This window comes from Phytobacter sp. (assembly GCF_059074235.1).
The window spans coordinates 71,610-97,604 of record NZ_JCACPZ010000001.1 but is presented as its reverse complement, the minus strand read 5'-3'; the positions used below and the strand labels follow the sequence as shown (position 1 = coordinate 97,604).

The following is a 25,995-nucleotide window of genomic DNA, read 5'->3' as shown; positions in this document are numbered from 1 at the left end:
GTTAACGCGATGGCAGCTTTGCAATATACAGGGCTGGTTTGCCATCTTTATCAGAGCTGAACAATACGGCCTTTTCATCCGGCGTGAAAGACGGATGTGGATGCGTCACCTGTCGGCTGTTGGCGACTGTTGCCCAGGATGTATCATGGCGTGCGATACGGAAAGCCATTTTTTTCGCCACATCAAACCCATACAAATAGGGGTCATTATCGATGGTGTAACCATCGGAATCATTGACGTCTACAGGGGTCCCCGAACCATCACCAACCAGCATTGAGCCATCGAAATTACTCATCAAATGCGAGCAGGCTGGCATTGACATGATCTCTTCATTGACACCAGTTTGTGGGTCGAATCGGTAAATAGAACGCCCCTTCTGCCCTTTCAGGTAAGAGACATACACCAGGGCAGAGCCATCCGGCACCCAGAATTCGTGCGTACAACTCTCACCTTCGGCGTGTTCTTTGACTTTACGAATATTGCTACCGTCTTGATCAACCAGCCACATGCGAGCATCCACAAGATCGTGTGGGCCTTCGTGACAAAACGCGACGGTGTTGTCATCAAACGGACGATAAATGGGATGACCGAGCCAGAGTTTCTCTTCGTGGATAATCTGGCTTTCCCCCGTACGCAAATCAATACGCAACAGGCGACAGTGTGGACGTTTATAAAAAAAGTCGTGGAAAATTTTCCAGTCGTTAAGCGGCGTCCAGTCGCTTTTCGCTATCTCAATCCCGACAAGACTGGTGCAGTCACTGTTAGCAACCCAGGTTCCGTAGCCAACCCGATCGTCCGGTACGCGATAAACCTCACGTTCATCAAGCGTTGCCAAATCCACTTCGCGTAGCGTGCGATCGTTTTTGACATAAAACAGCTTACTATCATCTGCAGAAAGAAAGCCCCCGAAAGTATTGTCGCCAGCGCCTTCAGTTAATTGCACTGCTTCGGCATTCGCAATATTCAGCAAGTAATAGTTCCAGTGGCCGTCAAACTCACCGGCAAACAACAGCTTTTCGCCATCACTGGTAAAGCACTTCTGATAGAAATAGTTACGGTGGCAGATGATATCCGGCGGTGTTAAACGGGTGACTTCCACACCCGTATCGGGATCGTGCCTGACGTCATATTCAAGTTTTACCCGCATTCCTTTAGCCATTTTTTACTCCGTATGATGATGCGTTCTCACAGACGCACAGGAAATGGATGTTATAAACGGCCCTCACCCGAGAAGCCGTTTAGCGTGCCGTAGGCTCACACATCTCTACCGCATGGCGCGTTTCAGGATACGTTCAGCCTGACGCTGGAAGTCCATAGCGGCTTCCTCAACGGTTTTTTGTTCATAGTCGATGTATTGCAGGGAAGTGCCGAATTGCGCCACGATTTGCGGGTCGTCAAAGTAAGGCGAAACGGAAAGTTTAGCGGGCAATGATTTCGCCAGACGCAGTCCGGCAACCGCAGGATCGTTCTCATTAATTCTGCCGTCTTTAGTCAGGATCTCCACCGCCACATTGCTCAGCGGTACACCGCGCTCAAGACCCAACGTTTCTACGCCTTGCTTCGTGTTTAACAGGAAGTTAACCACCTTCGCCGCCGCTTCCGGGTTCTTCGTCGATTTACCGATGGATAGCATTTGTGCGGGTTTAAAGAATAGCCCTGCATCCGTCGCATCTGGCAGCATCGGATAGCTGCCCAGTTCAAGTTTTGCAGGCGGCTTGAGGTTATCGGAATACTTGGTAATGGTGGAGTTCCACATATAGGTGCCGCCCCACTCTCCCTGAATCCACGGCTTCATCTCATACATATTGCTCTTACCAAATGACGCGTAATATTTGGTGTCCGGCATCACATGGCTGTCGACCAGCGCTTTGTAAGTCTGAAAGAACTCAACCCACTGCTCTTTACTGTAAGAGAATTTTTTTGTTTTCTCGTCCACCGCCGGGATGTTGTATTTCTGAGTCATATACGAATTAAGCAACGCCAGCGTGTCCTGATGCTCCAGCACCACCGGATAATACTGGCTACCCAGTTTGCTTTCGAAAGTTTTGCCCGCCGCCTTTAGTTCATCCCACGTTTTCGGATACGCGACGCCCGCTTTTTTCCAGGTTTCGTCGTTAAAGTAGAACACGCGCGCGGTGACCGAAATCGGGATCCCGTTCAATTTGCCGTTCACGGTGGTAGATTGCAGCTCTTTGGCATCGAACTGGCTTAAGTCGATGATGTTTTTCAGTGTGTTCAGGTCGTAGAACCCATCGCCAGTTTTGGAAAAAATGGGCAGCCAGTTCCAGTTGGTTTGCATGACATCCGGCTCGGTGCCACCTGCAATTTGCGTGGTGAGGCGAGACAAATGCCCATCCCAGCCCGTATATTCCGCTTTGACCGAAATATCCGGGTTCAGTTTATGGAACTCTTCTAATGCCTTTAGTGTTACCTGATGGCGGCTATTGCCTCCCCACCAGGACATGCGTAAATCAACATCGTTCGCCATTGATGGCAGCGAAGTAAGACCAAGGCAGGCAGAAACTGCGGCGCCTAAAAGCACTTTTTTCATTGTTGAATTCCTTGCAGAGAGATGTTTTGTTCCGTTTTTGCGTCGAAGATGTGGCACTTATTCATATCGAATTTAAAGTACACAATCCGATTCAGTCCCTTTTCTATCATCGGCTTAGCTTCATCAGATGGAATGCGAGCGGTCAGCTCGTAGTCCGCAACTTTCAGATAAACGAAGAATTCGTGCCCCATATTTTCCACGCGTACCATCTCACCGCTGCAACCCCCTTCGGCAAAAGGGGTGTCGGAGAGAGAAACAAACTCCGGGCGAATGCCGAAAAAGACATCCAGTCCCTGATGAGCAGACACTTTGTCTTGTAATGCTTCGGTTAATGGCATGCTTTCATTACCGATGGTCAAGGCCAGATGACCCGTATCACCAACCAGTTTACTGGCGCGGATATTCATCTCTGGGGCACCGATAAAACCTGCGACGAACATATTATTCGGGCGGTGGTACAAGTTGTCGGGGGTATCTACCTGCATAATATGGCCGAGCTTCATCACGCAGATGCGGTCACCCATGGTCATTGCTTCGGTTTGATCATGGGTAACATAGACGGTAGTGGCCGGTTTTCCCGATCGCTTGAGCTGCTTGTGCAGGTCTGAAATACGGATACGCATGGACGCACGCAGCTTGGCATCCAGGTTTGATAACGGTTCATCGAAAAGAAAAACGTCCGGTTTTTTCACAATCGCCCGGCCGACGGCAACACGCTGTGCCTGCCCCCCGGAGAGCTGACGCGGCAGCCTGTCCAATAGCTCATCCAGTTCGAGGATCTTTGCTGCTTCATTGACCTGGGCTTCAATCTGCGCTTTCGGCACTTTGCCGAGCTTGAGGCCAAACGCGAGGTTTTCGCGCACCGTCATATGCGGATACAACGCGTAATTCTGGAACACCATCGCAATGCCGCGCGCTTTTGGCGCAAGGTTATTGACTATCTTATCGCCAATACGAACTTCGCCACCGCTGATGGTCTCAAGCCCGGCAAGCATACGAAGCGTGGTGGATTTGGCGCAGCCGGATGGCCCGACAATCACCATAAATTCTCCCTCAGCAATTTTCAGGTCGATACCATGTACCGCTTTGAAGCCGTTGGAATAGACTTTTTCCAGTTTGTTGAAGATAACCTCAGCCATGATATTTCCCTCTTAACCTTTAATTCCGCTGCTGGTCACGCCCTGCACGAAGTAGCGCTGCGCCAGGAAGAACACAATGATGGATGGCAGAATGGAGATACTCGCCATTGCCAGAATTTCGTTCCACGGCGCCCCTTCGGTGACGTCGATGGACATTTTGAGCGCCAGTGCAATCGGGTATTTATCCACGCTGTAAACGTAAATAAGCGGCCCAACGAAGTCGTTCATCGACCACATAAACTGGAACAACGCCACGGAGATAATTGCCGGTTTGAGGATCGGCACCACCACATACCAAAGCACCTGGAACGAGTTACAACCGTCAATCTGCGCTGCTTCTTCCATGTCGCGCGGGACACCACGCAGGAACTGAATCAGCATGAACACGAAGAACCCTTGCGTGGCGAAAGCCAACGGCAGATAGAGCGGCATGTAGCTGTTGAGCATGCCCATTTCACGGAACATCAGATATTGCGGGATGAGCAGGACGGTACTCGGCAATAACATGGTGGCAATCAGCGTCGCGAACCAAAAATTCTTCCACGGGATCTCGAAGCGGGCAAAACCATACGCCACGACAGTGGAGGAGATAATGGTCAGCACGACTTTCGGGATCACATACTTGAACGTATTCAGCATGTAATGACCGAAGTTGTATTCCGTGCCGGTTTTCCAGCCGTTGACAAAACCATCCCAGGTCGCGTGAGCAGGCCACAAACTCAGGGTGGTGAAAATCTCATGGTTCGGCTTGAACGATGCCGAGAACATCCACACCAGCGGATAGAGCATCAGCAGACCAACAAACAGCAAAATAACGTAACGGACAGCGGCGTTGATTTTTTCCCGACGCAGAGTACGCGCCACTTCATTCTCAGCAATGCTTTGGGTTTCTGAGATTTCCTGAATATCAGCCATTTTTTCCTCCCTTATCGGCGGAGTAGAACACCCAGTATTTCGACGACTTAAAGGCCACAGCGGCAAAGACAGCAACCACCAGGAAGAGGATCCAGGCCAGCGCGGCACCGTAACCCATATCAAAGTACTTAAATGCGGTATCGTAGATGTACAGCGAGAAGAGATAGGTGGAGTACGTTGGACCGCCACCGGTGATGACATATGGACCTGTAAATTCCTGGAAGGCCTGGGTGGTTTGCATAATGAAGTTGAAGAAAATAACCGGCGTAATCAGTGGAACGGTGACTTTCATAAACATCTGCCATTTGCTCGCACCGTCGATCATTGCTGCTTCATATTGGGACTGTGGCACATTCTGCAGTGCGGCCAGGAAGATCACCATTGCAGAGCCGAATTGCCAGATGCGCAGCAGTGTCACGGACATCAGAGCCAGTGATGGCTCACCAAGCCAGTTGACCGCATCAAAACCAAACACGCCAATAAAGCTGTTTAGCAAACCATCGATGGCAAACAGTGCTCGCCACAACACCGCGATCGCCACGGAACTGCCAAGAATAGATGGAATATAATAAGCCGTCCGGAAGAAGCCTATTCCGCGCAATTTAAAATTCAGGACAAAGGCAATACCCAACGCAAAAATCAATTTGAGTGGGATAGTTAAAAATACATACGCAAAGGTCACACCCATGGACTTCCAGAAGAGGGTGTCCTCTGTAAACATGTAGCGATAATTTTCAATACCGTTAAATACCGGTGGGCTCATCAAATCATACTCAGTAAAACTGAGGAAAAAAGATGAAACGAAAGGAAAGGCAGTAAAGAGTATCATCCCAATGATATAGGGAGATATCCAGGCCAACCCCAGAAGCTTATTTTCATTCATACAGACCCCTAACAATAAGTACGAAAAGGATAATGTTAATGCGGCACGACAGACCAGCTGCGGGTCTGTACATTAGAAAATATGTCTGGTTACAAGCATAAGCGCTTCCCTGTCAATGCTGAATATTGCAAAATTAATAGTCCATTGCGTGAATAGAAAAATGCCAGCACAGAATAATTTTAAGTTTATAAAACACTGTTTCACTTTATAACAATTTATGTATCAGTCTTTTAATAACTGTCGAATATGTGATCAAGATCGAAGCAATGTTTCATTATGTGATCGGCTCGATAATTTTGTCATTATACGAGCCTTTAAAGACTCATCTCTTACAGGGGGATTAGACCCTGCCTAAAACCGCATCAAGCATGTCAGAATGAATATTTCAAGCCAACACGATAACGGGTCTGTCTTTCATCCGTTGTTTTACTTCCAGGAACGTTGCCAACCGCAGCGTAAGGGGCCCAGTTCTTATCAAAATCCCATGTCAGTTTAATGTCATGTGTCCATTCATAATCTTCATTATCTGAGAGCACAACCCCCGCTGAGGTTGCTTTTTTATATTCAAACTCATACTCCAGAAGGTAGTCTTTGAGGAATTTCCAGGAAAGGACGCTGGTAAGATTATATCCCGTTTCCGTACTGTCTTTGCTGGTTCCAATGTTACTGTTCAGGCGCTTGTAGTAGGGGCGATAGCGTAACGAAGCCGCGACATCACTGGTGAAATTGACTTTACCGCGCAGGTAAGGGCGATAATTGTTAAAGTTCGAGCCGGAATCCAGAGAAAAACCAGGTTCTAACTGAAATGTCGGGTTAAATTTATAAACATAGCTGGCAACTACTTCTGTACCGTTACTGACAGTTTCATGATAAGCCTTATCTTTATTCTGTCCCCCTTTCCATTTTCCTTCCAGTGACAGACCAAAACCGTTGGCAAAACGATGAGACATTAACAGCCTGTCTTTATGGGAATTATCACCACTATCTGTAAATTCATGACGGTAATCGAAAGTCACTGCATGAGCAGCCATACTCATTAAAGGTATCAATACCAGTGCTAATGTGCGAAACATAGAGGGTCCCTCTTATTTATAGTAGGTAGATTTTTCAGACCGATGCAATGTATGTGCTTTTCCGTTAATCGGCTTATATGCAGAAAATTAAAAGCACAACACACATGCCTTCGATAACATATTCAGGATGAATGAACCCCGCCCCAGAAGGGGTGTAGCGGAGTAATCAAGCCCAGAGTTAAATAGCAAAAAAATACCCAGTGACAGAGCCACGTTGATTTTAATTTGCCATCAAAATAATAAGCTAGCTAAGCAAGTAGAATGTGATTACCTATAAATACCCTCCTGATAATATTTCATTTGAAAATTATTCTAAGTCATCTGGCAATCACGCCTTCACTTCAGACACGAATCAACGAAACACAATTTGACATAAAATGAAACAGTGTTTTGAGATCTTGATTGGATAATCAAAAAATGATCAAAGCGAAAAATTAATTCTGCGACTTACGCTGACAACAGTTCCGTCAGATAGCCTGAATAAGCAATGATGTGACAAGATTGATAATCTCTGCTGACTGACTCTGCTCAGGCTGCCTTTCAATGTTCTTAAGAAACTGCGTTGCCATAGATGAGTCAGGATAAAACGTCACGCTAAAATTCCAGATATTAGAGATTTATCACACTCTTTATCTTTTCATTCCCATGCTTTTGTTTGTGAAAAGTAAAAAACATCACGTTTAATTGTTAATAACTGCACGCTTTATGCGGTTTTATTGATCGAACACATGCTTTAATCGTGCTTTTAAACTCTCGCCACTATTATTCTAATTTTTTATACAATCGCCCTCGGATGATCCCCCTCCCTATACCCCGCATAGTTACCGCGTCAGCAGGTTGCTCTTAAATATAAAACGTTGCCTGTTATCATTTTTTTAACGCTGGAAACGATGCCATGAACCCTTCAACAGAACAGATCACCCTCAAGAAAATATCGTGGCGAATAGTACCCTTCGTCATGTTCGCTTATTTTATCGCTTTCTTTGATCGTATAAACATCGGCTTTGCTGCGCTAACCATGAACCAGGATCTGGGATTTTCCTCCACGGTATTTGGTATCGGCGCGGGGATGTTCTTCATCGGTTATTTCTTAACAGATGTTCCATCAAACGTGATTTTGCAAAAAGTCGGCCCGCGCATTTGGCTGGCACGCATCATGGTCAGTTGGGGAATGATTGCCGCCTGCATGATGTTTGTTGAAACGGTCACCGGTTTTTACATTCTGCGTTTCCTGTTAGGCGTTGCAGAAGCCGGTTTCTTCTCCGGCATCATCCTGTATCTCAGCACCTGGTTCCCGGTTAAACGCCGCGCCCAGGTCATCGCGTTGTTTATGGCAGCCGCCCCTATTTCCTCAATGCTGGGCTCACCGCTGGCAGGTTTCATTCTTAGTTTGCATGGTGCAATTGGCCTGAAAGGCTGGCAGTTGATGTTTATGCTGGATGCTATAGCAGCCATTCTGTTAGGTATTTTCACCTTCTTCTATCTGAACGATCGTCCGGAAAAAAACCGCTGGCTGACGGCCGATGAAACCCAATGGCTGATTAATACTCTGGCAGAAGAAAATAAAGGCAAAGTGGATCAGGCGAAATCCAGTATCTGGAAAGGCTTAACCGATATTCGCGTATTAACGCTGGCAGTGGTGTATTTCGGTACCTCCGCAGGTCTTTATTCTCTCAACATTTGGTCGCCGCAGTTTATTAAATCCTTTGGCCTGACCACGATGCAGATTGGCTTTATTAACGCCATTCCAGCTGCATTGTCGATTGTTGCCATGATCCTGTGGGCAAAACATTCCGACAAGACCAAAGAACGCACCTGGCATGTTGTCTCTGCCTGTTTGTTTGCCTGCCTGGGCTTCATTCTGGCCGGTTCCGTTCATAGCCTGCCGCTGGCGATCATTGCGCTGGTCATGGCAAGCGTGGGGATCTCTTCGTGCAAACCACCTTTATGGAGTATTCCGTCGCTGTTCCTGAATGGCCCGGCAGCTGCCGCTGGTCTCGCTGCCATTAACTCCATCGGTAACCTCGGTGGCTTCGCAGGCCCGGCCATCATCGGTTGGCTGAAAGAGACCACCGGTGACTTCTCCCTCGCGCTGTACTGCGTCGCAGGTATGTTGGTGGTATCCGCCTTATTAACCCTTTCTATCGAAATTAGCCGTAAACGCAAGGCTATGAAGAACTCATTGGCCTAAAGAGAAAATGGAGCAAATTGTGAACACTTCAGATGCAATGTCGTCTTTAACTGATGTGATGACCCGTTTTACCGGGTATGTCGGTAAACGTCTGCCCACAGACGTGATGAAAAAACTCGAAGCCCTGCGTGCGGAAGAAGATGCACCGCTGGCCGTCGCCGTCTATGACTCAATGTTCGAAAACCAGAAACGGGCAGATGAACTGGACCGCCCGTGCTGCCAGGACACCGGGGTGATTCAGTACTTCATCACCTGTGGCGCAAAATTCCCATACTTAAGCGGCCTGCAGGATGCCCTGCGTACCGCCACGCTGGAAGCGACCAAAAAGGCCCCGCTGCGCCATAACGCAGTAGAAACCTTTATAGAGAAAAACACCGGCACCAACACCGGTTCTCGTGTGCCATGGCTGGACTGGGACATCGTCCCGGACGACGACAGTTGCACTATTGAAGTCTATATGGCGGGCGGCGGTTGCTCTCTGCCGGGTGCAGCAAAAGTGCTGATGCCAGGTCAGGGCTACGAAGGCGTTAACCAGTTCGTGTTTGACGTCATCACCTCCTACGGTGTGAACGCCTGCCCGCCGCTGCTGGTCGGTGTAGGTGTGTCGACCTCTGTTGAGACCGCGGCTCGCCTGTCCAAAAAAGCAATTCTGCGCCCGGTGGATTCTGCGCACCCGAATGCTGATGCCGCGAAGATGGAAGTTCTGCTGGAAGAGGGTCTGAATAAAGTGGGTCTGGGTCCGCAAGGACTGGGCGGGAAAGCGACCGTAATGGGGGTCAATATCGAGTCCTCCGCACGTCATCCGTCCACCATTGGTGTAGCCGTATCAACCGGATGCTGGGCGCACCGCCGTGGCGCTATCCGTTTCTCTGCTGACCTGTCCTACGAAATTCTTTCTCATGAAGGCGCCGTATTATGAAAAAAATCCTGCAAACCCCGATTAAAGACGAAGACTTACTCTCCCTGAAACCGGGCGACATCGTCTACCTGACCGGCACGCTGGTGACCTGTCGCGATGTAGCGCACCGCCGTCTGATCGAACTGAAGCGCGAGTTGCCGGTCGACCTGAAAGGTCTGGCGATTTTCCATGCGGGCCCGATCGTCGTCGAAAAAGGGGAAAATGAGTTCGAAATGATCTCCATTGGGCCGACAACCAGTATGCGTATGGAGAAGTTCGAGAAAGAGTTTATCGAACAGACCGGCGTGAAGCTGATCGTGGGTAAAGGCGGTATGGGGCCGAATACCGAAGAAGGTTGTCGCACCCATAAAGCGGTGCATGCCGTTTTCCCTGGCGGTTGTGCGGTGCTTGCCGCCACCTGCGTGGAGAAAATCGAGGACGCCCAGTGGCGCGATCTCGGGATGCCGGAAACCCTGTGGGTCAACAAAGTGAAAGAGTTCGGTCCGCTGATCATTTCTATCGACTGTGAAGGCAACAACTTGTTTGAAGAGAACAAGAAGGTCTTCAACGCGAGGAAATTGCCGATTATCGAAGAGATTAATCAGCAGATTAAGTTTATTAAATAACGCGCCGACCAGGCACAGGTATCGTCATGAAGTTATTAAGTTTTGTTAATCCGAAATCCGGTTTAAAAACATGGGGCTGCATTGAAGGTGAGAAGGTTTATGATTTGGGAAAACGCCTTAGCGCGTATTACCCGGATCTGAAATCGGTCATTGCCTCCCACGCGGTAAGCGAGCTGGAACGAGTGAAACCGGAAGAGGCAGATTTTCATGCCAGTGAAATCCGTTTTCTTCCGGTCATCGAAAACCCTAATAAAATTTTCTGCGTAGGCATGAACTACATGGAGAAGCGGATCGAGTTTGAACAGACTATCGATGCACCCACCCTGTTTGTTCGCTTCCCGGACACCCTCTCCGCACATGGGGAAGTAGTCTGTAAACCTGACAGCAGCAATGAGTTTGACTATGAAGGCGAACTGGCGGTGGTCATCGGCAAACCGACGGATAACGTCAGTCGTGAAGAGGCATTAGACCATATCGCGGGCTACAGCTGCTTTATGGATGGGTCGGTTCGCGACATGCAATATACCTGGTTCACGTCTGGCAAAAACTGGCGCAAGACCGGTGCGTTCGGCCCCTGGATGGTCACCAGTGATGAAATTCGCGACCCACAGGATCTGGCGATCAGCACATGGCTCAACGGCAATCGCGTTCAGCATGACACCACCCAGAACATGGTGAGATCTGTGGCGGCACTGGTCGAGTACATCTCTCGCTTCAGCCCGCTGCAGGCTGGTGATGTAATTATTACTGGCTCACCGGGAGGCGTAGGTAAAAAACGCACGCCGCCGCTGTTTATGAAAGAAGGTGATGTTATCGAGGTGGAAATCGGCAAGATTGGTCGTCTGGTGAATCGGGTGACCGCTCTGTCGAACGCCATGGCTCACTAAGCAAAACGCGCCGTTTCGGCGGCGCGTTTTAATACAAGCTGGAGAGGGTTTTTAATTCCGCCATTACAATCTGCATCATATTATCCCGCGTTTCATCTCTTGCCCCTTTAACCCACACGGCAGACATCGGTAATTTGCTGCGAATATTTTCGTAGCCTTTGCCTATTGGAATAAACTTAATATTTAATGCTGCCATTCTTTTTACCCAGCGCGGCATGATGGCAGCACCTAATTCGGCGGCCACCATATTGATGATGGTCTGTTTTTCATCTGCAATTTGAATAAGCTGAGGCTTAAATCCGGCATTATCAAACAGACTTAAAGTTAAATCATAGCTATGCGGGCGAACACGCTTTTCAGGAACAATGAGCGGAATATCGCGCAAATCCTCGACATTAATTTCACTTTTTTGTGCCAGAGGATGGTTCTCGGCGACCGCCAGCACCACATCTTCATAGAACAAAAACTGACTTTCAAAGGCGCTATCCATACCGCTCATCGGGCGAATGAAAATCAGATCCAGCCGCCCGGTTTTCAACTTCGGTAGCAGGCGGGAAGATTTATCTTCAAGAAAGCTGATCTCAATACTGGGCCACTGCTCGCGGAAATGGTGCAGCACATGGGGGATGAGACTGATAGACGCACTGTCGATAGCCCCGATGCGCAGCTTGCCTGCATTCTGCCGCGCCAGGGTCTGAAAGCGTTTTTGTACGTCATCAGCACGGCTGACGATATCCCGGGCTTCCGGTAGAAAGAGTGCGCCATGCGCAGTCAGCGAGACATTACGCGTGGAGCGCGTGAGCAGCCGCGTACCCAGATCCTCTTCGAGTAGTTTAATATAACGCCCGAGCGCCGATGGCAGCATATCCAGCTTCTGCGCCGCGTGGCCAAAATGTAATTCGTCGGCAACGGCGATAAAACATCTGAGCTGTTGAAGTTCCACGGCATTCCTCACAAGTAAATGACTTCTTTTTTCTTATGATAATATTTAAGACCCTATTCGCACCAGAATATGACTTAAATTATGTGACTTCGCTAAATAAGAATAAATTTTTTAGCATTTAATTGTCTGCTGATTTACTTTGCAATCTTTAATTTTAATGCGCCATCATTTGTTTATTTGAAAAACAGTTTTGGGTGGTATTCTCACTGAGAACTATTTCTAAGGATGGCAATGATGCAAAAAGAACATAATGACGTCAGCAAATTTCTGAGCTATGTACTCCGCCATCAACCGGAAGCGATTGGCCTTGAGCTGGACAGCGAGGGTTGGGCGAGCATTGATGCACTGATCGCGGGAGCGGCCGGCCAGGGGCAACCGCTGGATAAGCCTCTCATCGAAGCTGTCGTGGCAAGCAGTGATAAAAAACGCTTCGCGATCTCCGAGGATGGGCTGCGCATTCGTGCCGTTCAGGGTCACTCGACCACAAAAGTCGATATTGCGTTTAGCGAAAAAAAACCGCCGGACACCTTGTACCACGGCACCGCCAGCCGTTTTCTCACCTCTATTCTTGCCGATGGATTAACCCCGCAGTCGCGACAATATGTGCATCTCTCTGCCGATCGGGAGGTCGCCATTCAGGTGGGGCAGCGCTACGGCTCGCCGGTGGTTTTGGAAATCAAGGCGTTAGCAATGTTTGAACAGGGGCATCAGTTCTTTCAGGCGGATAATGGCGTGTGGCTGACCCGGCTGGTTGCGGTGGAGTTTATCGGTCAGTGATGCTGGAATGCCGGATGGCGCTAGCGTCACCATCCGGCAAAAAAGCCGCCGAGCGGAGGCTTTTTTTCAACGTTAACGCTTCGCCATCTCAGGGATGATCAGATCCCCACGCACCACGCAGGAACCCAGCACGCTTTTGGTTTTTTCATTGAGCCACGCCACAATGCGCGCCGCCATCGCATCCATTGAATACTCAATGGCCGGTATTTTCGGGATCCCCGGCAAATGCAGCGAACCGGCAAGACTAAAGACCATAATGTCGCCCGGCACGGATTTGTTAAACGCCTGCAATTGCGGAATGACGCGCTGAGCTTCTTGCTCGTCGGCCACCAGCAGCGCGTTGAAGTTCAGGGTGGTGGCATTATTGAGCAGTACCTGCAGCGCCACGGACGACGAGGTGTCATCCATAAAGACCAGATTGCGGTTAAACGGCAGGAAATTGTTTTCCAGTGCATGTTTATAGCCGAGCAACACCTGGTCAGTGGAGCCACGGGCATCCGGGTGAATCAGCGCGATTTGCCGTCTTCCCTGACTGATGAGGAAGTTACAGGCAGTCTCAGCGGCAAAAGCGTGATCAAACTGGATGCTGTTAGGCGTGTCAGATTCGGCGCAGTCCACCAGAATGACGTTTTCGTCGGTAATATCGAGCGGGAAACGCGCACCAATGATCAGGATGTCATCACACAACCCGCAGGTCAGCTCATCCAGCGCATTCATCACACCCACTTTGGTATTGGCGAAGCGCAACAGCAGGTGTTTTTGGCTCTGGCTGAGGTGCTTTTCCAGCGCGTAAAGGTAGCCGGTTGTCTGGTTGATGTTTTCCTGGGCGCAGATAACGCCGATGCAGCCTGTCGACTGGCTGAGTAAGGACTGGGCGATAACATTGGGCCGATAATTCAGCTCATCGACCGCTTTCAGTACGGCGAGGCGACTGGCTTCCTTAACCCCGCGCGAACCACTCAACACCCGTGAGACTGTGGCTTTTGACACCCCAGCTAAACGTGATACATCGTTGATTGTAGACATCTTTCTCCCCTGACAGGCGACACTATCGCGCCTGCAAAAACCAAGTACCACAACGGTTCATAATATAACCACTCAAAGTATATCCTTTTCTTTTTTTCATGGAAACCGATTTTCCATTTGGACTCACTTGCTATCAGAAAAGTGCCCATTTCCGTGACCTGAATCCAGAAAAAAGACCTTATATCACCTAGATTTTGATGATTGTCACACTTCTTTTGCGATCAAATGGAAACCGGTTTCCATATGTTATCCAATCATCTCCGCAATAACTTTTTACATTCGAGGATGGTCAACGATGTTCAGGATTATGTTGTGTTGCTCCGCAGGGATGTCCACCAGTTTGCTGGTCAGGAAAATGGTGGAAGAGGCAAAGGAACGAAATCTACCGGTTGAGATCGATGCATTTGGCGTTGCTGAATTCGATGTACAGTTTCCGCGATACCAGGTCGTGCTTCTCGGACCGCAGGTGAAATATATGTTAAACACGCTGTCAGAAAAGGCCGCTGCCGTCGGCATCCCCGTGCAACCCATCAATCCGATGGACTACGGGATGCAGCGTGGCGATAAGGTACTGGACTTTGCACTGTCGCTGATTGAAGCGGCGCACTAAAAGGTGAACCCATGAGTTCGTTATATCAGTCTATGATTGGCGTCATTGAGCAGTCCATTACCCCGCTGGCGGGCAAACTTGGACAGCAAAAATACGTTATCGCCATCCGTGACGGCTTTACTGCCGCACTGCCGTTTATGATCATCGGCTCGTTTATGCTGGTCTTTATTTTCCCGCCGTTCTCACCGGAAACCACCAACGGTTTCGCACGTGCATGGCTGGACTTTTCCACGCAGTACCGTGCACAACTGATGTTGCCGTTCAACCTCAGCATGGGCGTGATGACGTTCTTTATCTCGGTGGGGATTGGTGCCAGTCTGGGTCGCCAGTTCAATCTGGATCCGGTGATGACCGGTTTGCTGGCATTTATGGCGTTCCTGCTGGTGGCTGCACCGTACCATGAAGGGCAGATTTCCACGCAGTACCTCTCCGGTCAGGGCATCTTTACCGCGCTGCTGACGGCGATTTACTCTGCGCGTGTTTATGCCTGGCTGAAGCAGCACAACGTAACGATTAAACTGCCGAAAGAAGTCCCGACCGGCGTGGCCCGTTCGTTCGAAATCCTGATCCCGGTACTGGTGATTATCGCCACGCTGCACCCGCTGAACCTGTTTATCGAAGCACAAACCGGCATGATCCTGCCACAGGCTATCATGCACCTGCTGGAACCGCTGGTCTCTGCGTCTGATTCCCTGCCAGCCATTCTGCTGTCTGTTCTGCTGTGCCAAATCTTCTGGTTTGCCGGTATCCACGGCTCGCTGATTGTCACCGGCATCATGAACCCGTTCTGGATGGCAAACCTCTCTGCCAACCAGGCAGCTCTGGCGGCGGGCGCGGCACTGCCCCACGTCTACCTGCAAGGTTTCTGGGACCACTACCTGCTGATTGGCGGCGTAGGTTCGACTCTGCCTCTGGCCTTCCTGCTGCTGCGTAGCCGCGTGCTGCACCTGCGTACCATCGGCAAAATGGGCGTGGTTCCGAGCTTCTTTAACATCAACGAACCGATTCTGTTCGGTGCGCCAATCATCATGAACCCGATGCTGTTTATCCCGTTCGTCTGCGTCCCGCTGGTCAACGCCGTTCTGGCTTACGGTGCAACACGCATGGGCTGGCTGGCACAAGTTGTCTCACTGACACCGTGGACCACGCCTGCGCCAATCGGTGCGTCCTGGGCCGCGAACTGGGCGCTCAGTCCGGTCGTGATGTGCGTGATTTGTATGGTGATGTCCGCCCTGATGTACCTGCCATTCCTGCGCGCTTACGAGCGTTCATTGATGAAAACCGAAGAGCAAAAAGCGCAGAGCAGCGTACCGATGCCGGAAACCGTCGGCAGTAACTGAGCAAGGAGAGAACCATGAAATATGCATTTCCTGAACACTTCTGGTGGGGCAGCGCCTGTTCCGCGCTCCAGACCGAAGGGGAAAGCAAGCAAGGCGGAAAAAGCGCGACAACCTGGGATGCCTGGCACGCCAGCCAACCCTGGCGCTTCCATGGTCAGATTGGGCCACAGGATACGTCGACGTTTTACCAGCACTGGCGTCAGGACATCGCGCTGTTAAAGCAGCTCAACCACAACAGTTTTCGCACCTCGTTGAGCTGGGCGCGCCTGATCCCTGATGGTACGGGTGAAGTGAATCCGCAGGCGGTGGCGTTTTATAACGACGTTATCGACGAGCTGCTGGCGCAGGGGATCACGCCATTCATTACCCTGTTCCACTTTGATATGCCGATGGTGATGCAGGAGAAAGGAGGCTGGGAGAGCCGTGAAGTAGTGGATGCTTTCAGCCGTTACGCGCAGATTTGCTTTGAGCTTTTCGGCGATCGGGTCAACCACTGGTTCACCTTTAACGAGCCGATTGTGCCGGTAGAAGGCGGCTATCTGTATGACTTCCATTACCCGAACGTGGTGGATTTCAAACGCGCAGCCACCGTCGCGTATAACACCGTTCTGGCACATGCCAGCGCCGTAAGAGCGTTTCGCGCCGGGCACTACGCAGGAGAAATTGGCATAGTGCTGAACCTGACGCCGTCTTACCCGCGCTCGCAGCATCCGGCGGATGTGAAGGCCTCGCATTATGCCGATCTGCTGTTTAACCGCAGCTTTCTCGATCCGGTACTGCGTGGCGAGTATCCCGCGGACCTGGTGGCGCTGCTTAAGGAATACGGTCAGCTCCCCGCTTGCCAGCCGGAAGATGTGGCGCTGATTGCAGAAGGGAAAATCGAACTGTTAGGGATTAACTACTATCAGCCACGTCGTGTGAAGTGTCGGGAAAGTGCGGTCAACCCGGATTCGCCGTTTATGCCCGAATGGCTGTTTGATTATTACGAAATGCCGGGACGCAAAATGAACCCGTATCGTGGCTGGGAAATTTACGAACCCGGTATTTACGATATTCTGGTCAATCTTCGTGATAATTATGGCAACCCACGCTGTTTTATTTCTGAAAACGGTATGGGTGTCGAAAACGAACAACGCTTTGTTGAAAATGGCCAAATAAACGATCAATACCGTATTACGTTTATTTCCGACCATCTGAAATGGCTGCATAAAGGAATCAGCGAAGGGTGTCATTGCCTTGGCTACCATATGTGGACATTTATTGATAACTGGTCATGGTGTAATGCCTATAAAAATAGATATGGTTTTGTGCAGTTAGATTTAGAAACCCAACAACGTACCATTAAGAAAAGCGGCGAATGGTTTACTGCCACCGCAGGCAATAATGGTTTTGACGAAGAGTAAATGAATATGGTCGCATTAGAAGAAGCGGTAATGGAAATTATCGTGAACGCCGGTCAATCCCGCAGCCTGTGCTTTGAAGCACTGCGCGAGGCCCGTCTGGGCAACTTTACCGAAGCGAAAAACCTGCTGCGTGAAGCAGATGGCTATTCGCGTCAGGCGCATCAGATGCAGACCAAATTAATTGAACAGGATGCCGGGGAAGGCCGGCAACCTATGACATTAATTATGGTACATGCCCAGGATCATTTAATGACATCATTGCTGGCGCGTGAATTATCGGAGGAGATTATTCATCTTTATCAGCGTTAATAATGGAGAAGTGATTACGGTAAATTAGTTTAATCTGTACCCAAATTAAAAATAACAAAATCAGCTTGTTTTGATAAAGGCATGTTGTTCTGTCGCATCAGGACGGGATGGTTATTGTCTGAAAACAACAAACTAAACTGAGATAATCATGAAATTAAATAATAAACTTCCAGTGGCGCTGGCAGTTGCGGCTGCGCTTTGCTCTGGTTCGGTGGTAGCACAAGAATTTACTCAGGAACAAATTGACGCCATCGTCGCGAAAGCGGTGGATAAAGCGCTGGCCGATCGTCAGGCAAAAATGGATGCCGCCATTGCTAAAAAAGCGGATGTCATTACGGAACCACAAAGTACCGCACAAACGCCGGACCTGGCGATCCCCTATGGTGTGAAATTCAGCGGTTACGCCCGTTACGGTGCCCATTACCAGGCTGGCGATCAGAAATATGTGGGCGTAGATGGCTCGTATAACGGTTCTTCAGCGATTGGTCGTCTGGGTAACGAAGGCAACGGCGGTGAATTCCAGCTCTCCAAAGCGTTCAAGAGTTCACACGGCGCTATCTGGGATGTCAACGTGATGTTTGACCACTGGGGCGACGAAGTTAACCTGAAAAAAGCCTATGCCGGTGTGACCAACCTGCTGGAGTCCAATCCAAATGCCTACTTCTGGGCCGGTCGTGACTTCCATCAGCGTCCGCAACAGGGCATCAACGACTACTTCTGGATGAACCACGACGGACAGGGTGCCGGGGTGAAAAACTTCGATATTGGTGGCGTGCAGTTTGATATCGCGACCGTCGCCTCCGTCGAGTCCTGTAATCCGGAAATGATCGATGAGGGCGATAACCCATCACGCATCTCCTGTACCGGGGGTTCCGGCACGGGCGATAAAGGCAACTACGCGCTGACCTCAAAAATCCACGGCATGAAGGTCGGCCCGTTGGATCTGGAAATTTATGCTAACTATGGTTTTGATTCTAAAGCCATTGAAAGTGACGATCGCCTGAAAGCCTGGCAGGGCGGCGTGGTGCTGAGCCACACCAACGACAGTGGCGTGAACAAGGTCATCGCTCGTTACTCTGATAACTCAGATAACAGCGTTTACAACAAAACCGACGATCTGAAAACCATCTATGCCAGCTTCGAAGGGTTGCACAAATTTAGTCGTCAGATGCAGGTGGAATATCTGCTCGCCTTCCATGACTACGACAACAGTGCAGTTAAGACCGACAACCGTAAGAACTACAACGCCATCGTGCGTCCGATGTACTGGTGGAACGACGTCCATTCTACCTGGCTCGAACTGGGCTGGCAGAAAGTGGCGTATGACAAAGGCGGTGACAACGATGGCTGGAAAGCGACCCTGTCGCAGAACATCTCCATCGATATGGGGCCAGAATTCCGTCCAATGCTGCGCTTCTACGTGACCGGTGGCGAAGTGGATAACAAACACACCGCGCGTGTGAATGGTACCAACGACACCACGCTGGATTCGTTCAACATCGGCGCGATGTGGGAAGCCTGGTTCTAATCTGGATCAAGTGTAATCGGGGGAGCACGGATGCGACTCCGATCACAATCTGCTTATGTTATGATGCGCGGCTTAATAATAAGCAATCAGCATGGCAGGTTGGAAAATGGGTTCCACAAAAAAAGGGATGCTTTACGTACTGGCAGCCGCCGTTTTATGGGGTAGCTCGGGCGTATGCGCGCAGTACATCATGGAGAGAAGTCATATCGATGCCCCCTGGCTGACAATGGTACGTCTGTTGTCTGGCGGTGTGGTGCTGCTCATTCTCTCATTCTTTAACGGCGACAAGATTTTCTCGATCGTTAAGAACCGCAAAGACACCCTGAGCCTGCTGTTTTTCTCGCTGTTTGGTGCGCTGATCGTGCAGTTGACCTTCCTGGTCACCATCGAAAAATCCAACGCCGCCACCGCCACCGTGCTGCAATTTCTCTCGCCAACCATCATCGTGATGTGGTTTGCGTTGGTGCGTAAAACGAAGCCCAGTCTGCCCGTGACAGCAGCCATTGCCACCTCGCTGCTCGGGACCTTCCTGTTGGTGACCCACGGCAACCCGACGACGTTGACCGTCTCTACCGAAGCCTTGATCTGGGGTATCGCCTCGGCCTTTTCTGCGGCACTTTATACGACTTATCCGTCGGCGCTGATTGCCCGTTACGGTACGCTGCCAATTGTGGGTTGGAGTATGTTCCTGGCAGGTATGATGCTGACACCGTTTTATGCCGGTAGGGGCAATGACTTTGTCATCGACGGCAACCTGATGATGGCGTTCTTCTATCTGGTGATGATTGGTACCGCGCTGACTTTTAGCCTCTATTTGAAAGGGGCACAGATGATTGGTGGGTCCCGCGCCAGCATTCTGAGCTGTGCCGAGCCACTGAGCAGCGCCCTGCTGTCAGTCGCTCTGCTGGGCATCGCGTTTACACTGCCGGACTGGCTGGGCACCCTGCTGATTGTTTCTTCCGTCCTGCTGATTTCCCTGGATTCAAAGAAACGCGTTCAGGTTTCGGCCTGACGGGTTTCCCTCTCCCTTTCTCGGGGAGAGGGGGAAATCACTTCACCTTCACTTTACTCGCCACCAGCAGCGCCGTAAGCAGCATCAGCGAACCGGCAAGCACCAGCGGTGAAAGCAGACCCCAATTGTCAAGCGCATACCCCCCCACGGCAGCACCGCAGGTATTGGCAAGCTGAATAACGGCCACCTGGATCGACCCGGCTTTTTCGGCCTGGTCAGCCAGCGAACGGGTGATCCAGGTCGACCAGCCCACCGGGATCAGAGCAAATGCCAGCCCCCAGATAATGGCAATCCCGGATGCGACAACCTTATCGCTGCCCCACAGAATCAGCACCAGTGCACTAATTGCCAGTATCAGCGGCGCACAGGCCAGCGCCAGCTTCACCGAGCGCTTCAGGATATGCGACGAGAATGAAGTACCGACAAAACTGGCAATGCCAAAGCTCAGCAGTACCAGCGTCAGGCCATCCACGTCGAAGCCGGCCATGTTCATATAAACCGGGCGAATATACGTAAAGAAGGAGAACTGCCCGGCGAAGGCCATAAAGATAGCGATCATCCCTGCCAGCACGCCAGGACGCTTGAGCAGGCCGAACATATTCTGGTGATGCTCCGTCTGCCCCGGCATCGACGGCAGAGCCTTCCACACCCAGACGATGCACAGAAGACCCATCACCGCCGCGCCATTAAACACATGACGCCAGCCGATAATACCGCCTAAAAAACTGCCCAACGGGGCGGCAATCACCAGTGCAATCGACACCGCACCAAAAATCACCGACAGCGCTTTTGGGATGGTACGCGCCGGTACCAGACGCAGTGTCAGCGAGGCAGACATCGCCCAGAAGCCGCCCAGAGCAAGTCCCAGAAGGGCACGCCCAATCAGCATCAGTGCAAAGCTACTCGCAAAGGAGACCAGCAGGCAGGAGAGCGTCAGCAAAACAGAAAAGACGATCACCACATAGCGCCTGTCCGTTTTACCAATAATGTTGGTTATAAACAGGCTGGCAAACATAGCGACAAACGCCGTGATGCTCACCGACTGCCCAGCGACCCCTTCAGAAATGCCCAAATCCTGCGCCATTGGCGTCAGCAGGCTGACCGGAAGAAATTCCACCGTAATTAAGCAGGCGACACAAAATGCCACAGCAAAAACCGCTGACCAGTTGGGTCGGGTAACGCCGTTGTGAAGAGGCTGCGAACCGGGAGATGTTTCAATCATTTTTGTTACCTGCCGTGGTTTTTTTCCGTGAAAGTCGCGCAGTGTAACAAACAAAGATGTGATTCATTTAACAGTTTGGCAACTTTATGCTGCCTTTACGTACGGGGGGAATCAGTGCAGCCAGTGCACGCCTTCTTCGGGGATAAAGAGCGTGTTGTAGCGCATCTGAAAGGCGTTAAGTTCTGACACATCTGGTTCAAGTTCGCGCAGAAACCCTAGCGCCAGGCGGATTTGTGCATCGGTTATCGGTGCAGCCAGCCGGGCTTTTTGTAATATCCGGTGCCAGTACTGCAGATGACGTTCGCTGCCGTCGACGATAAACACTTCCCAGATAAACAGCACCTGAGCGGCGTTCTGCAAATGGGCTTCGTCCGGGCGCGCTAAGTAGCTGATAAACTCGCTGCCCGCACTTTTTCCCATCTGATCAATCATGGTTTCGACCGGCACTGGCGTGACAGACAATCGTTCACTTAAGCGGCGCACGGCTCTGCGCGGTTCAGAGGTTAATACTCTGAATCCGATGATAAAAACGGCAACCAGGGTCGCGAGCGTTAACCAGATCATGAAAACTCCTGCCATAACGAAGGAGGCACATCATAAAAGTAATTGAGGTAAAAAGGACAGCCTTCCCGGCAGGTTACGGATTTTATTCCCATATGAGGATCACGCAGATGGCTGATGTGGAAGGTGAAGACTCATAAAAAAGCCCGGTAAACCGGGCTAATACGCCTGTTATTCGAAGAACACTGCCAGCTTATTGAACATGCCAGGCGAGGACTGGTTACGCACCACCTGCACCACATCTTCCAGCTTTTCAATTTGGCTAATCATCTGCTGTAAACGCTGGTCATCATTCACCAGCAACCAGATACGGCTGTGCTCACTCTCTTTGATTGGTAAACAGAGAATACCCTCCACGTTGAAAGCGCGACGGGCAAACAGGCCGCAAACGTGGGTCATGACACCCGGATGGTTACGGACGGTGAGTTCGAGGATGACGTTGTCAGAAGTTGTCTGTTGCATGGCTTATTCCCCCACCATTTCAGTATTTGCCGCACCCGGTGGCACCATCGGATACACTTTTTCGTGTGCGTCGATGCGCACGTGGATCAGCGCCGGGCCCGGGCGCGAAATAATTTCCTGCAGCGCGGCATGTGGGTCCGCTTGCGCATTCAGGTCGCAGCTTTGCAGACCAAAACCGGCGGCAATCTGCATGAAATTGATCATGCCAGGATAGGTCGCCGCAAACACGCCTTGTTTGTAGAACAGACTTTGCTGTTGGTGCACCAGGCCCAGCGCTTCGTTGTTCATCAGGATGATCTTCACATCCAGATTGTTCTCGGCGGCGGTGGCCATCTCCTGAATATTCATCATCAGGCTGCCGTCACCGGAGAAGCAGATCACTTTACGTTCCGGGTTTGCCAGTGCAGCACCAATGGCCGCAGGTAGACCAAAGCCCATCGTTCCCAGACCACCAGAAGTCAGCCACTGACGCGGGCGGTTCAGCGGATACGCCTGCGCGGTCCACATCTGATGTTGGCCGACATCGGTAGAAATAATCGCACTGTCGTCCACACAGGCCGCAACGGCGTTAATCAGACCATAGTGCGTCAGCGGGTCGCCAGCCTGCGGAATGGCAGACGGGAACTCCTGCTGCAACTGGCTGACGGTGCCGCGCCATTCATCACGCGGTTGCGCCTCTATCTGCGGCAGCAACTGCGCCACCACTTCCCCCACATCTCCCTGGATAGCGATATGCGGCTGTTTGATTTTGCCAAACTCGGCACGGTCGATGTCTACATGAATGATTTTGGCATTTGGACAGAACTGCTCCGTTTTGCCAATCGCCCGATCATCAAAACGTGCACCCATAACAACCAACAAATCAGACTCTTGCAGAATAAAGTTGGTACTGCGCGCACCGTGCATACCCAACATGCCCAGCGACAGCGGGTGCGCTTTTGGCAGCACACCCAGCGCCATCAGCGTCATGGTGGTCGGCAGGTTGGCTTTCTCCGCAAGCGCACGAACCGCTTCCGGGGAGTTGATTACGCCACCGCCCAGGTAAAGAACCGGGCGTTTAGCTGCGTTGATCATCGCCGCCGCATCCTGCACGCTTTGCACTTCGAATGCCGGAGCAGGAGCTTTATCGCCCGGCTCTGGCAGCTCGCTCAGTTCGATAGTGGCAGTCTGAACATCTTTAGGAATATCTATCCACACCGGGCCTGGACGGCCGGATTGCGCAATACGGAACGCGTCGCTCACCACCTGCGGAAGCTCGGTGATATCGCGGACCAGGTAGTTGTGCTTGGTGATGGGGATAGAGATACCGTAAGTGTCGACTTCCTGGAATGCATCGGTGCCGATCATCGAGGCCGGAACCTGGCCGGTGATGCAAATCAGCGGGATGGAGTCGAGTCGCGCATCGGCAATGGCCGTCACCAGGTTGGTGGCACCCGGGCCGCTACAGGCAATGCAGACGCCCGGTTTGCCCTGCGTGCGCGCCATGCCCTGCGCGATAAATCCGGCACCTTGCTCATGACGCGCCAATACGTGACGGATTTTCGTGCTCTGGCTTAACGCATCGTATAAAGGGAGAACCGTGCCACCAGGAATACCCGTTACCGTGGTAATCCCCTGACGTTCCAGTAAATGAACGATCAGTTGCGCGCCGGTATAGCGTGTTGTTGATGTTGTGCCCGAACTTGCCATGCTCCAGTCCTTTTCTTCTGGGCCGACTTTCCGGGTGGGCTAAAACTAAAAACCCCGCCCGGTTTGCGCCGGCGGGGTTTTGGAATCGTGTGTTGTTCCAGTCCCTACGGCGCGTTGCCGACGACCACCACCACACGCACGACGACCACCGCGGCGTTGTGCGCGGTTTTTAGTAGGTTCATCGTCATAGTGGAAGCGTTCATTTAGGAACTCGTATTTGAATTATTTAACAGGATTTATACAACCACAGGATCTGCACTTCGACAACCGCTTTTTTCAGGACAGCGAGGAATCGTGCGAGCGATCACACTCTGTTATGGCTGTCATCCCCCCATTTTTAGGCATAAAGAAATTTAAGTTTAATCCTCATTCTGCCGAAGATATAAGGTGACGTTTTATTTTTTCTGAGTGACACATTGTGTCACTTCACTACAGATAATAAGCATGCAGCACACTTTAGATTTATTAGTAGAGATCAAATAGTTTCAATTAAAAATTATTCCGGTGATGCATTAATTATTGCGATGCATCTTATTTAATCGCCACTTTACTTAATTCAAGACTATTTATGGACGAATCAATTAAGTCACTGCACACGCAATTACTGAGCAAAGCAGACAGTTTATTGGATCAGGACATCGCAGCCGACAAGCCGATCGTTGTGGCATGGGGTTTGATGAATGCGGGCAAAAGCTTCCTGCTGAATATGTTAACTAACCATATCGAAACAGAATGTTTTCGCACCAATGACATCCGCGAAACCGCCGAATTGAAATCATTCGAAACCGAGGATTTTATTTTCCTCGATACTCCTGGTCTGGATGCAAACAATGGTGATGACCTGATTGCCAACGAAGGGGCAGCAAAAGCAGACATCGTCCTGTTTGTTCACCAGCCGCAGGGTGAGCTGGAGAAAATTGAAATCGATATTCTGCGCAAGCTCAAAGACTCCTTCGGTCAGTTTGCCGAACAGAACATTATTTTGGTGCTGAGTAAGTCTGACGATGAAACGCCGGAAAAAATTGCCGCCATTGAGCAACGCATGCTTGAACAGTGTCGGGATGATCTGGGCTTTACCCCTCGCTGCTTCGCCATTTCTGGCTCCCGCTTTCAGGCTGGAGTGACCCAAAAAATAGAGGGTCTGGTTACTGCAAGCCATCTTTACGATTTAGCCCAACATTTGGATTCTTTAAATACCGGGGCTGGCGCAGTAAAACGCGAGCGCCAGGTGATTGCTATTGAGGAAATGATTGCGGAGTTCAAACAAGCTGAATTCGCCCTGCATGCCAGACAACTGCAAGCCAAACAGAAAATCCAGAATGGTTTTGCCCCTTTTGATAAGGCGATGGGCGATTTTCGCGTTTGGATGAAACAGAACCTCAATAAATTCCCTGCAGTATAAGGAGAAAGAACATGGCATTACCTTGGTTAATTGGCGCCGCGGTATTAGGGGTTGGCGCATGGATAGCGTCCTCATCCAGCGATGAAAGCTCAAACGGCAACGGTGGTGACGATGAAGAACGTCGTCGTCGGGAACGTGCCGAGCAGGAACGTCGCGACCGCGAACAGCAAGAGCTACGTGACAGCATCAAAGCGGCTTTCAGTCAGGAAGGGAAACAGCGTGCCAACGATTTTCAGCAACTGTTATCAGGCTGGGTGAATGTGGATTACCAATCCAACCCATCATTCAAAGCCGCTATTTTGCAGACCGGCAAACAGCACAAGCGTACCGTCGAAGAATTCTTCACTGACATTAACGAATTGCATTTGCTGAACACCACCACCTGCGAAAACCTGAAGGCGTTCGAAGAGTGCTACGACGTTGAGCTGACCATGACAGAAACCTTCCATGAGGCGGTCGATGAGTTAGCCGATTGCGAGGAACAATTGCAGGAGCTTCAGGATTATCGCCGCCAGTTTGAGCGCATTCATCAACAGTTACGCGGATAA

At 50.7% G+C, this 25,995-nt stretch carries 26 protein-coding genes; 13 read left to right on the top strand and 13 right to left on the bottom strand.

What is annotated here, in order from left to right:
- Position 1: 1 nt before the first annotated feature.
- The 6 genes from AC5JPW_RS00470 to AC5JPW_RS00445 form a co-directional block, all read right to left on the bottom strand.
- On the bottom strand, positions 2–1,159 hold the full coding sequence (locus AC5JPW_RS00470; protein ID WP_494237672.1) for an oligogalacturonate lyase family protein: 1,158 nt from the start codon (positions 1,157–1,159) through the stop codon (positions 2–4).
- A 105-nt stretch (positions 1,160–1,264) separates the two neighbouring features.
- The gene (locus AC5JPW_RS00465) at positions 1,265–2,551 is read right to left on the bottom strand and encodes an ABC transporter substrate-binding protein (RefSeq protein ID WP_494237671.1); all 1,287 of its coding nucleotides are present in this window, start codon (positions 2,549–2,551) and stop codon (positions 1,265–1,267) included.
- Positions 2,548–3,690 (bottom strand): ABC transporter ATP-binding protein, encoded by a 1,143-nt coding sequence (locus tag AC5JPW_RS00460; protein WP_494237670.1) that lies wholly within the window; start codon positions 3,688–3,690, stop codon positions 2,548–2,550. The genes AC5JPW_RS00465 and AC5JPW_RS00460 overlap by 4 nt, the downstream gene beginning before the upstream one ends.
- Positions 3,691–3,702: 12 nt before the next feature.
- Positions 3,703–4,605: a carbohydrate ABC transporter permease gene (locus AC5JPW_RS00455; RefSeq protein WP_494237669.1), complete on the bottom strand. Its 903-nt coding sequence runs from the start codon at positions 4,603–4,605 to the stop codon at positions 3,703–3,705.
- Complete coding sequence (locus AC5JPW_RS00450) at positions 4,598–5,488, bottom strand: carbohydrate ABC transporter permease (protein ID WP_494237668.1); 891 nt, start codon at positions 5,486–5,488, stop codon at positions 4,598–4,600. The genes AC5JPW_RS00455 and AC5JPW_RS00450 overlap by 8 nt, the downstream gene beginning before the upstream one ends.
- 371 nt (positions 5,489–5,859) lie before the next feature.
- Positions 5,860–6,561, bottom strand: coding sequence for an oligogalacturonate-specific porin KdgM family protein (locus AC5JPW_RS00445; protein WP_494237667.1), 702 nt, complete (start codon positions 6,559–6,561; stop codon positions 5,860–5,862).
- Positions 6,562–7,456: 895 nt separating this feature from the next.
- Between AC5JPW_RS00445 and AC5JPW_RS00440 the strand changes: the two genes are divergently transcribed.
- The 4 genes from AC5JPW_RS00440 to AC5JPW_RS00425 are packed head-to-tail and all read left to right on the top strand — an operon-like array spanning position 7,457 to position 11,163.
- Positions 7,457–8,752, top strand: coding sequence for an MFS transporter (locus AC5JPW_RS00440; RefSeq protein ID WP_494237666.1), 1,296 nt, complete (start codon positions 7,457–7,459; stop codon positions 8,750–8,752).
- A gap of 19 nt (positions 8,753–8,771) precedes the next feature.
- A complete protein-coding gene (ttdA, locus tag AC5JPW_RS00435; protein WP_494237665.1) occupies positions 8,772–9,671 on the top strand; it encodes a L(+)-tartrate dehydratase subunit alpha in 900 nt (299 codons plus the stop codon).
- Positions 9,668–10,276: a L(+)-tartrate dehydratase subunit beta gene (ttdB, locus tag AC5JPW_RS00430; RefSeq protein ID WP_494237664.1), complete on the top strand. Its 609-nt coding sequence runs from the start codon at positions 9,668–9,670 to the stop codon at positions 10,274–10,276. The genes ttdA and ttdB overlap by 4 nt, the downstream gene beginning before the upstream one ends.
- A 26-nt stretch (positions 10,277–10,302) precedes the next feature.
- Complete coding sequence (locus AC5JPW_RS00425; protein WP_494237663.1) at positions 10,303–11,163, top strand: fumarylacetoacetate hydrolase family protein; 861 nt, start codon at positions 10,303–10,305, stop codon at positions 11,161–11,163.
- A gap of 28 nt (positions 11,164–11,191) precedes the next feature.
- Here the strand turns inward: AC5JPW_RS00425 and AC5JPW_RS00420 are convergent, their stop codons facing one another.
- Positions 11,192–12,106: a LysR family transcriptional regulator gene (locus AC5JPW_RS00420; RefSeq protein WP_494237662.1), complete on the bottom strand. Its 915-nt coding sequence runs from the start codon at positions 12,104–12,106 to the stop codon at positions 11,192–11,194.
- Between the two features lie 234 nt (positions 12,107–12,340).
- On the opposite strand from AC5JPW_RS00420, the gene AC5JPW_RS00415 reads away from it, so the two are divergent.
- Positions 12,341–12,883 carry an RNA 2'-phosphotransferase gene (locus tag AC5JPW_RS00415; protein ID WP_494238112.1) on the top strand — a complete coding sequence of 181 codons (543 nt, stop codon included), beginning with the start codon at positions 12,341–12,343 and terminating at the stop codon, positions 12,881–12,883.
- Positions 12,884–12,955: 72 nt separating this feature from the next.
- Here AC5JPW_RS00415 and AC5JPW_RS00410 read toward each other — a convergent pair whose 3' ends face one another.
- The gene (locus AC5JPW_RS00410; RefSeq protein WP_494237661.1) at positions 12,956–13,909 is read right to left on the bottom strand and encodes a LacI family DNA-binding transcriptional regulator; all 954 of its coding nucleotides are present in this window, start codon (positions 13,907–13,909) and stop codon (positions 12,956–12,958) included.
- 295 nt (positions 13,910–14,204) lie between these two features.
- Between AC5JPW_RS00410 and AC5JPW_RS00405 the strand changes: the two genes are divergently transcribed.
- The 6 genes from AC5JPW_RS00405 (at position 14,205) to AC5JPW_RS00380 (ending at position 20,111) form a co-directional block, all read left to right on the top strand.
- Positions 14,205–14,519, top strand: coding sequence for a PTS sugar transporter subunit IIB (locus tag AC5JPW_RS00405; protein ID WP_494237660.1), 315 nt, complete (start codon positions 14,205–14,207; stop codon positions 14,517–14,519).
- A gap of 11 nt (positions 14,520–14,530) precedes the next feature.
- A complete protein-coding gene (locus AC5JPW_RS00400) occupies positions 14,531–15,859 on the top strand; it encodes a PTS sugar transporter subunit IIC (protein ID WP_494237659.1) in 1,329 nt (442 codons plus the stop codon).
- A 14-nt stretch (positions 15,860–15,873) separates the two neighbouring features.
- Positions 15,874–17,262, top strand: coding sequence for a glycoside hydrolase family 1 protein (locus AC5JPW_RS00395; protein WP_494237658.1), 1,389 nt, complete (start codon positions 15,874–15,876; stop codon positions 17,260–17,262).
- 6 nt (positions 17,263–17,268) lie between these two features.
- The gene (locus AC5JPW_RS00390) at positions 17,269–17,571 is read left to right on the top strand and encodes a PTS lactose/cellobiose transporter subunit IIA (protein ID WP_437889869.1); all 303 of its coding nucleotides are present in this window, start codon (positions 17,269–17,271) and stop codon (positions 17,569–17,571) included.
- A 148-nt stretch (positions 17,572–17,719) separates the two neighbouring features.
- Entirely contained in the window at positions 17,720–19,099 is a 1,380-nt protein-coding gene (locus AC5JPW_RS00385; RefSeq protein WP_494237657.1) for a carbohydrate porin, read from the top strand.
- Positions 19,100–19,205: 106 nt separating this feature from the next.
- Positions 19,206–20,111, top strand: coding sequence for an EamA family transporter (locus AC5JPW_RS00380; RefSeq protein WP_494237656.1), 906 nt, complete (start codon positions 19,206–19,208; stop codon positions 20,109–20,111).
- A gap of 37 nt (positions 20,112–20,148) precedes the next feature.
- Here AC5JPW_RS00380 and nepI read toward each other — a convergent pair whose 3' ends face one another.
- From nepI to ivbL, 5 genes are all read right to left on the bottom strand, one after another.
- Positions 20,149–21,333 (bottom strand): purine ribonucleoside efflux pump NepI, encoded by a 1,185-nt coding sequence (gene nepI / locus AC5JPW_RS00375; RefSeq protein ID WP_494237655.1) that lies wholly within the window; start codon positions 21,331–21,333, stop codon positions 20,149–20,151.
- A 111-nt stretch (positions 21,334–21,444) separates the two neighbouring features.
- A complete protein-coding gene (locus AC5JPW_RS00370; RefSeq protein ID WP_494237653.1) occupies positions 21,445–21,897 on the bottom strand; it encodes a DUF1198 domain-containing protein in 453 nt (150 codons plus the stop codon).
- 168 nt (positions 21,898–22,065) lie between these two features.
- Positions 22,066–22,356: an acetolactate synthase small subunit gene (gene ilvN, locus AC5JPW_RS00365; protein WP_458045150.1), complete on the bottom strand. Its 291-nt coding sequence runs from the start codon at positions 22,354–22,356 to the stop codon at positions 22,066–22,068.
- 3 nt (positions 22,357–22,359) lie between these two features.
- Positions 22,360–24,045 carry an acetolactate synthase large subunit gene (ilvB, locus tag AC5JPW_RS00360; RefSeq protein ID WP_494237652.1) on the bottom strand — a complete coding sequence of 562 codons (1,686 nt, stop codon included), beginning with the start codon at positions 24,043–24,045 and terminating at the stop codon, positions 22,360–22,362.
- 104 nt (positions 24,046–24,149) lie between these two features.
- Positions 24,150–24,248: an ilvB operon leader peptide IvbL gene (gene ivbL / locus AC5JPW_RS00355; RefSeq protein WP_103281084.1), complete on the bottom strand. Its 99-nt coding sequence runs from the start codon at positions 24,246–24,248 to the stop codon at positions 24,150–24,152.
- A gap of 365 nt (positions 24,249–24,613) precedes the next feature.
- On the opposite strand from ivbL, the gene AC5JPW_RS00350 reads away from it, so the two are divergent.
- Both AC5JPW_RS00350 and AC5JPW_RS00345 read left to right on the top strand, forming a co-directional pair.
- The gene (locus AC5JPW_RS00350; RefSeq protein WP_494237651.1) at positions 24,614–25,447 is read left to right on the top strand and encodes a GTPase; all 834 of its coding nucleotides are present in this window, start codon (positions 24,614–24,616) and stop codon (positions 25,445–25,447) included.
- 11 nt (positions 25,448–25,458) lie between these two features.
- Positions 25,459–25,995, top strand: coding sequence for a hypothetical protein (locus tag AC5JPW_RS00345; RefSeq protein WP_494237649.1), 537 nt, complete (start codon positions 25,459–25,461; stop codon positions 25,993–25,995).

Coding starts and splice junctions, on each gene's coding strand:
- AC5JPW_RS00400 (WP_494237659.1), top strand. CDS start 14,531: ATGAGTTCGTTATATCAGTCTATGATTGGCGTCATTGAGCAGTCCATT.
- AC5JPW_RS00425 (WP_494237663.1), top strand. CDS start 10,303: ATGAAGTTATTAAGTTTTGTTAATCCGAAATCCGGTTTAAAAACATGG.
- AC5JPW_RS00445 (WP_494237667.1), bottom strand. CDS start 6,561: ATGTTTCGCACATTAGCACTGGTATTGATACCTTTAATGAGTATGGCT.
- ivbL (WP_103281084.1), bottom strand. CDS start 24,248: ATGAACGCTTCCACTATGACGATGAACCTACTAAAAACCGCGCACAAC.
- ilvN (WP_458045150.1), bottom strand. CDS start 22,356: ATGCAACAGACAACTTCTGACAACGTCATCCTCGAACTCACCGTCCGT.
- nepI (WP_494237655.1), bottom strand. CDS start 21,333: ATGATTGAAACATCTCCCGGTTCGCAGCCTCTTCACAACGGCGTTACC.
- AC5JPW_RS00440 (WP_494237666.1), top strand. CDS start 7,457: ATGAACCCTTCAACAGAACAGATCACCCTCAAGAAAATATCGTGGCGA.
- AC5JPW_RS00455 (WP_494237669.1), bottom strand. CDS start 4,605: ATGGCTGATATTCAGGAAATCTCAGAAACCCAAAGCATTGCTGAGAAT.
- AC5JPW_RS00380 (WP_494237656.1), top strand. CDS start 19,206: ATGGGTTCCACAAAAAAAGGGATGCTTTACGTACTGGCAGCCGCCGTT.
- AC5JPW_RS00345 (WP_494237649.1), top strand. CDS start 25,459: ATGGCATTACCTTGGTTAATTGGCGCCGCGGTATTAGGGGTTGGCGCA.
- AC5JPW_RS00470 (WP_494237672.1), bottom strand. CDS start 1,159: ATGGCTAAAGGAATGCGGGTAAAACTTGAATATGACGTCAGGCACGAT.
- AC5JPW_RS00405 (WP_494237660.1), top strand. CDS start 14,205: ATGTTCAGGATTATGTTGTGTTGCTCCGCAGGGATGTCCACCAGTTTG.
- AC5JPW_RS00390 (WP_437889869.1), top strand. CDS start 17,269: ATGGTCGCATTAGAAGAAGCGGTAATGGAAATTATCGTGAACGCCGGT.
- AC5JPW_RS00460 (WP_494237670.1), bottom strand. CDS start 3,690: ATGGCTGAGGTTATCTTCAACAAACTGGAAAAAGTCTATTCCAACGGC.
- AC5JPW_RS00450 (WP_494237668.1), bottom strand. CDS start 5,488: ATGAATGAAAATAAGCTTCTGGGGTTGGCCTGGATATCTCCCTATATC.
- AC5JPW_RS00395 (WP_494237658.1), top strand. CDS start 15,874: ATGAAATATGCATTTCCTGAACACTTCTGGTGGGGCAGCGCCTGTTCC.
- AC5JPW_RS00350 (WP_494237651.1), top strand. CDS start 24,614: ATGGACGAATCAATTAAGTCACTGCACACGCAATTACTGAGCAAAGCA.
- AC5JPW_RS00415 (WP_494238112.1), top strand. CDS start 12,341: ATGCAAAAAGAACATAATGACGTCAGCAAATTTCTGAGCTATGTACTC.
- AC5JPW_RS00410 (WP_494237661.1), bottom strand. CDS start 13,909: ATGTCTACAATCAACGATGTATCACGTTTAGCTGGGGTGTCAAAAGCC.
- ilvB (WP_494237652.1), bottom strand. CDS start 24,045: ATGGCAAGTTCGGGCACAACATCAACAACACGCTATACCGGCGCGCAA.
- ttdB (WP_494237664.1), top strand. CDS start 9,668: ATGAAAAAAATCCTGCAAACCCCGATTAAAGACGAAGACTTACTCTCC.
- AC5JPW_RS00370 (WP_494237653.1), bottom strand. CDS start 21,897: ATGATCTGGTTAACGCTCGCGACCCTGGTTGCCGTTTTTATCATCGGA.
- AC5JPW_RS00465 (WP_494237671.1), bottom strand. CDS start 2,551: ATGAAAAAAGTGCTTTTAGGCGCCGCAGTTTCTGCCTGCCTTGGTCTT.
- AC5JPW_RS00385 (WP_494237657.1), top strand. CDS start 17,720: ATGAAATTAAATAATAAACTTCCAGTGGCGCTGGCAGTTGCGGCTGCG.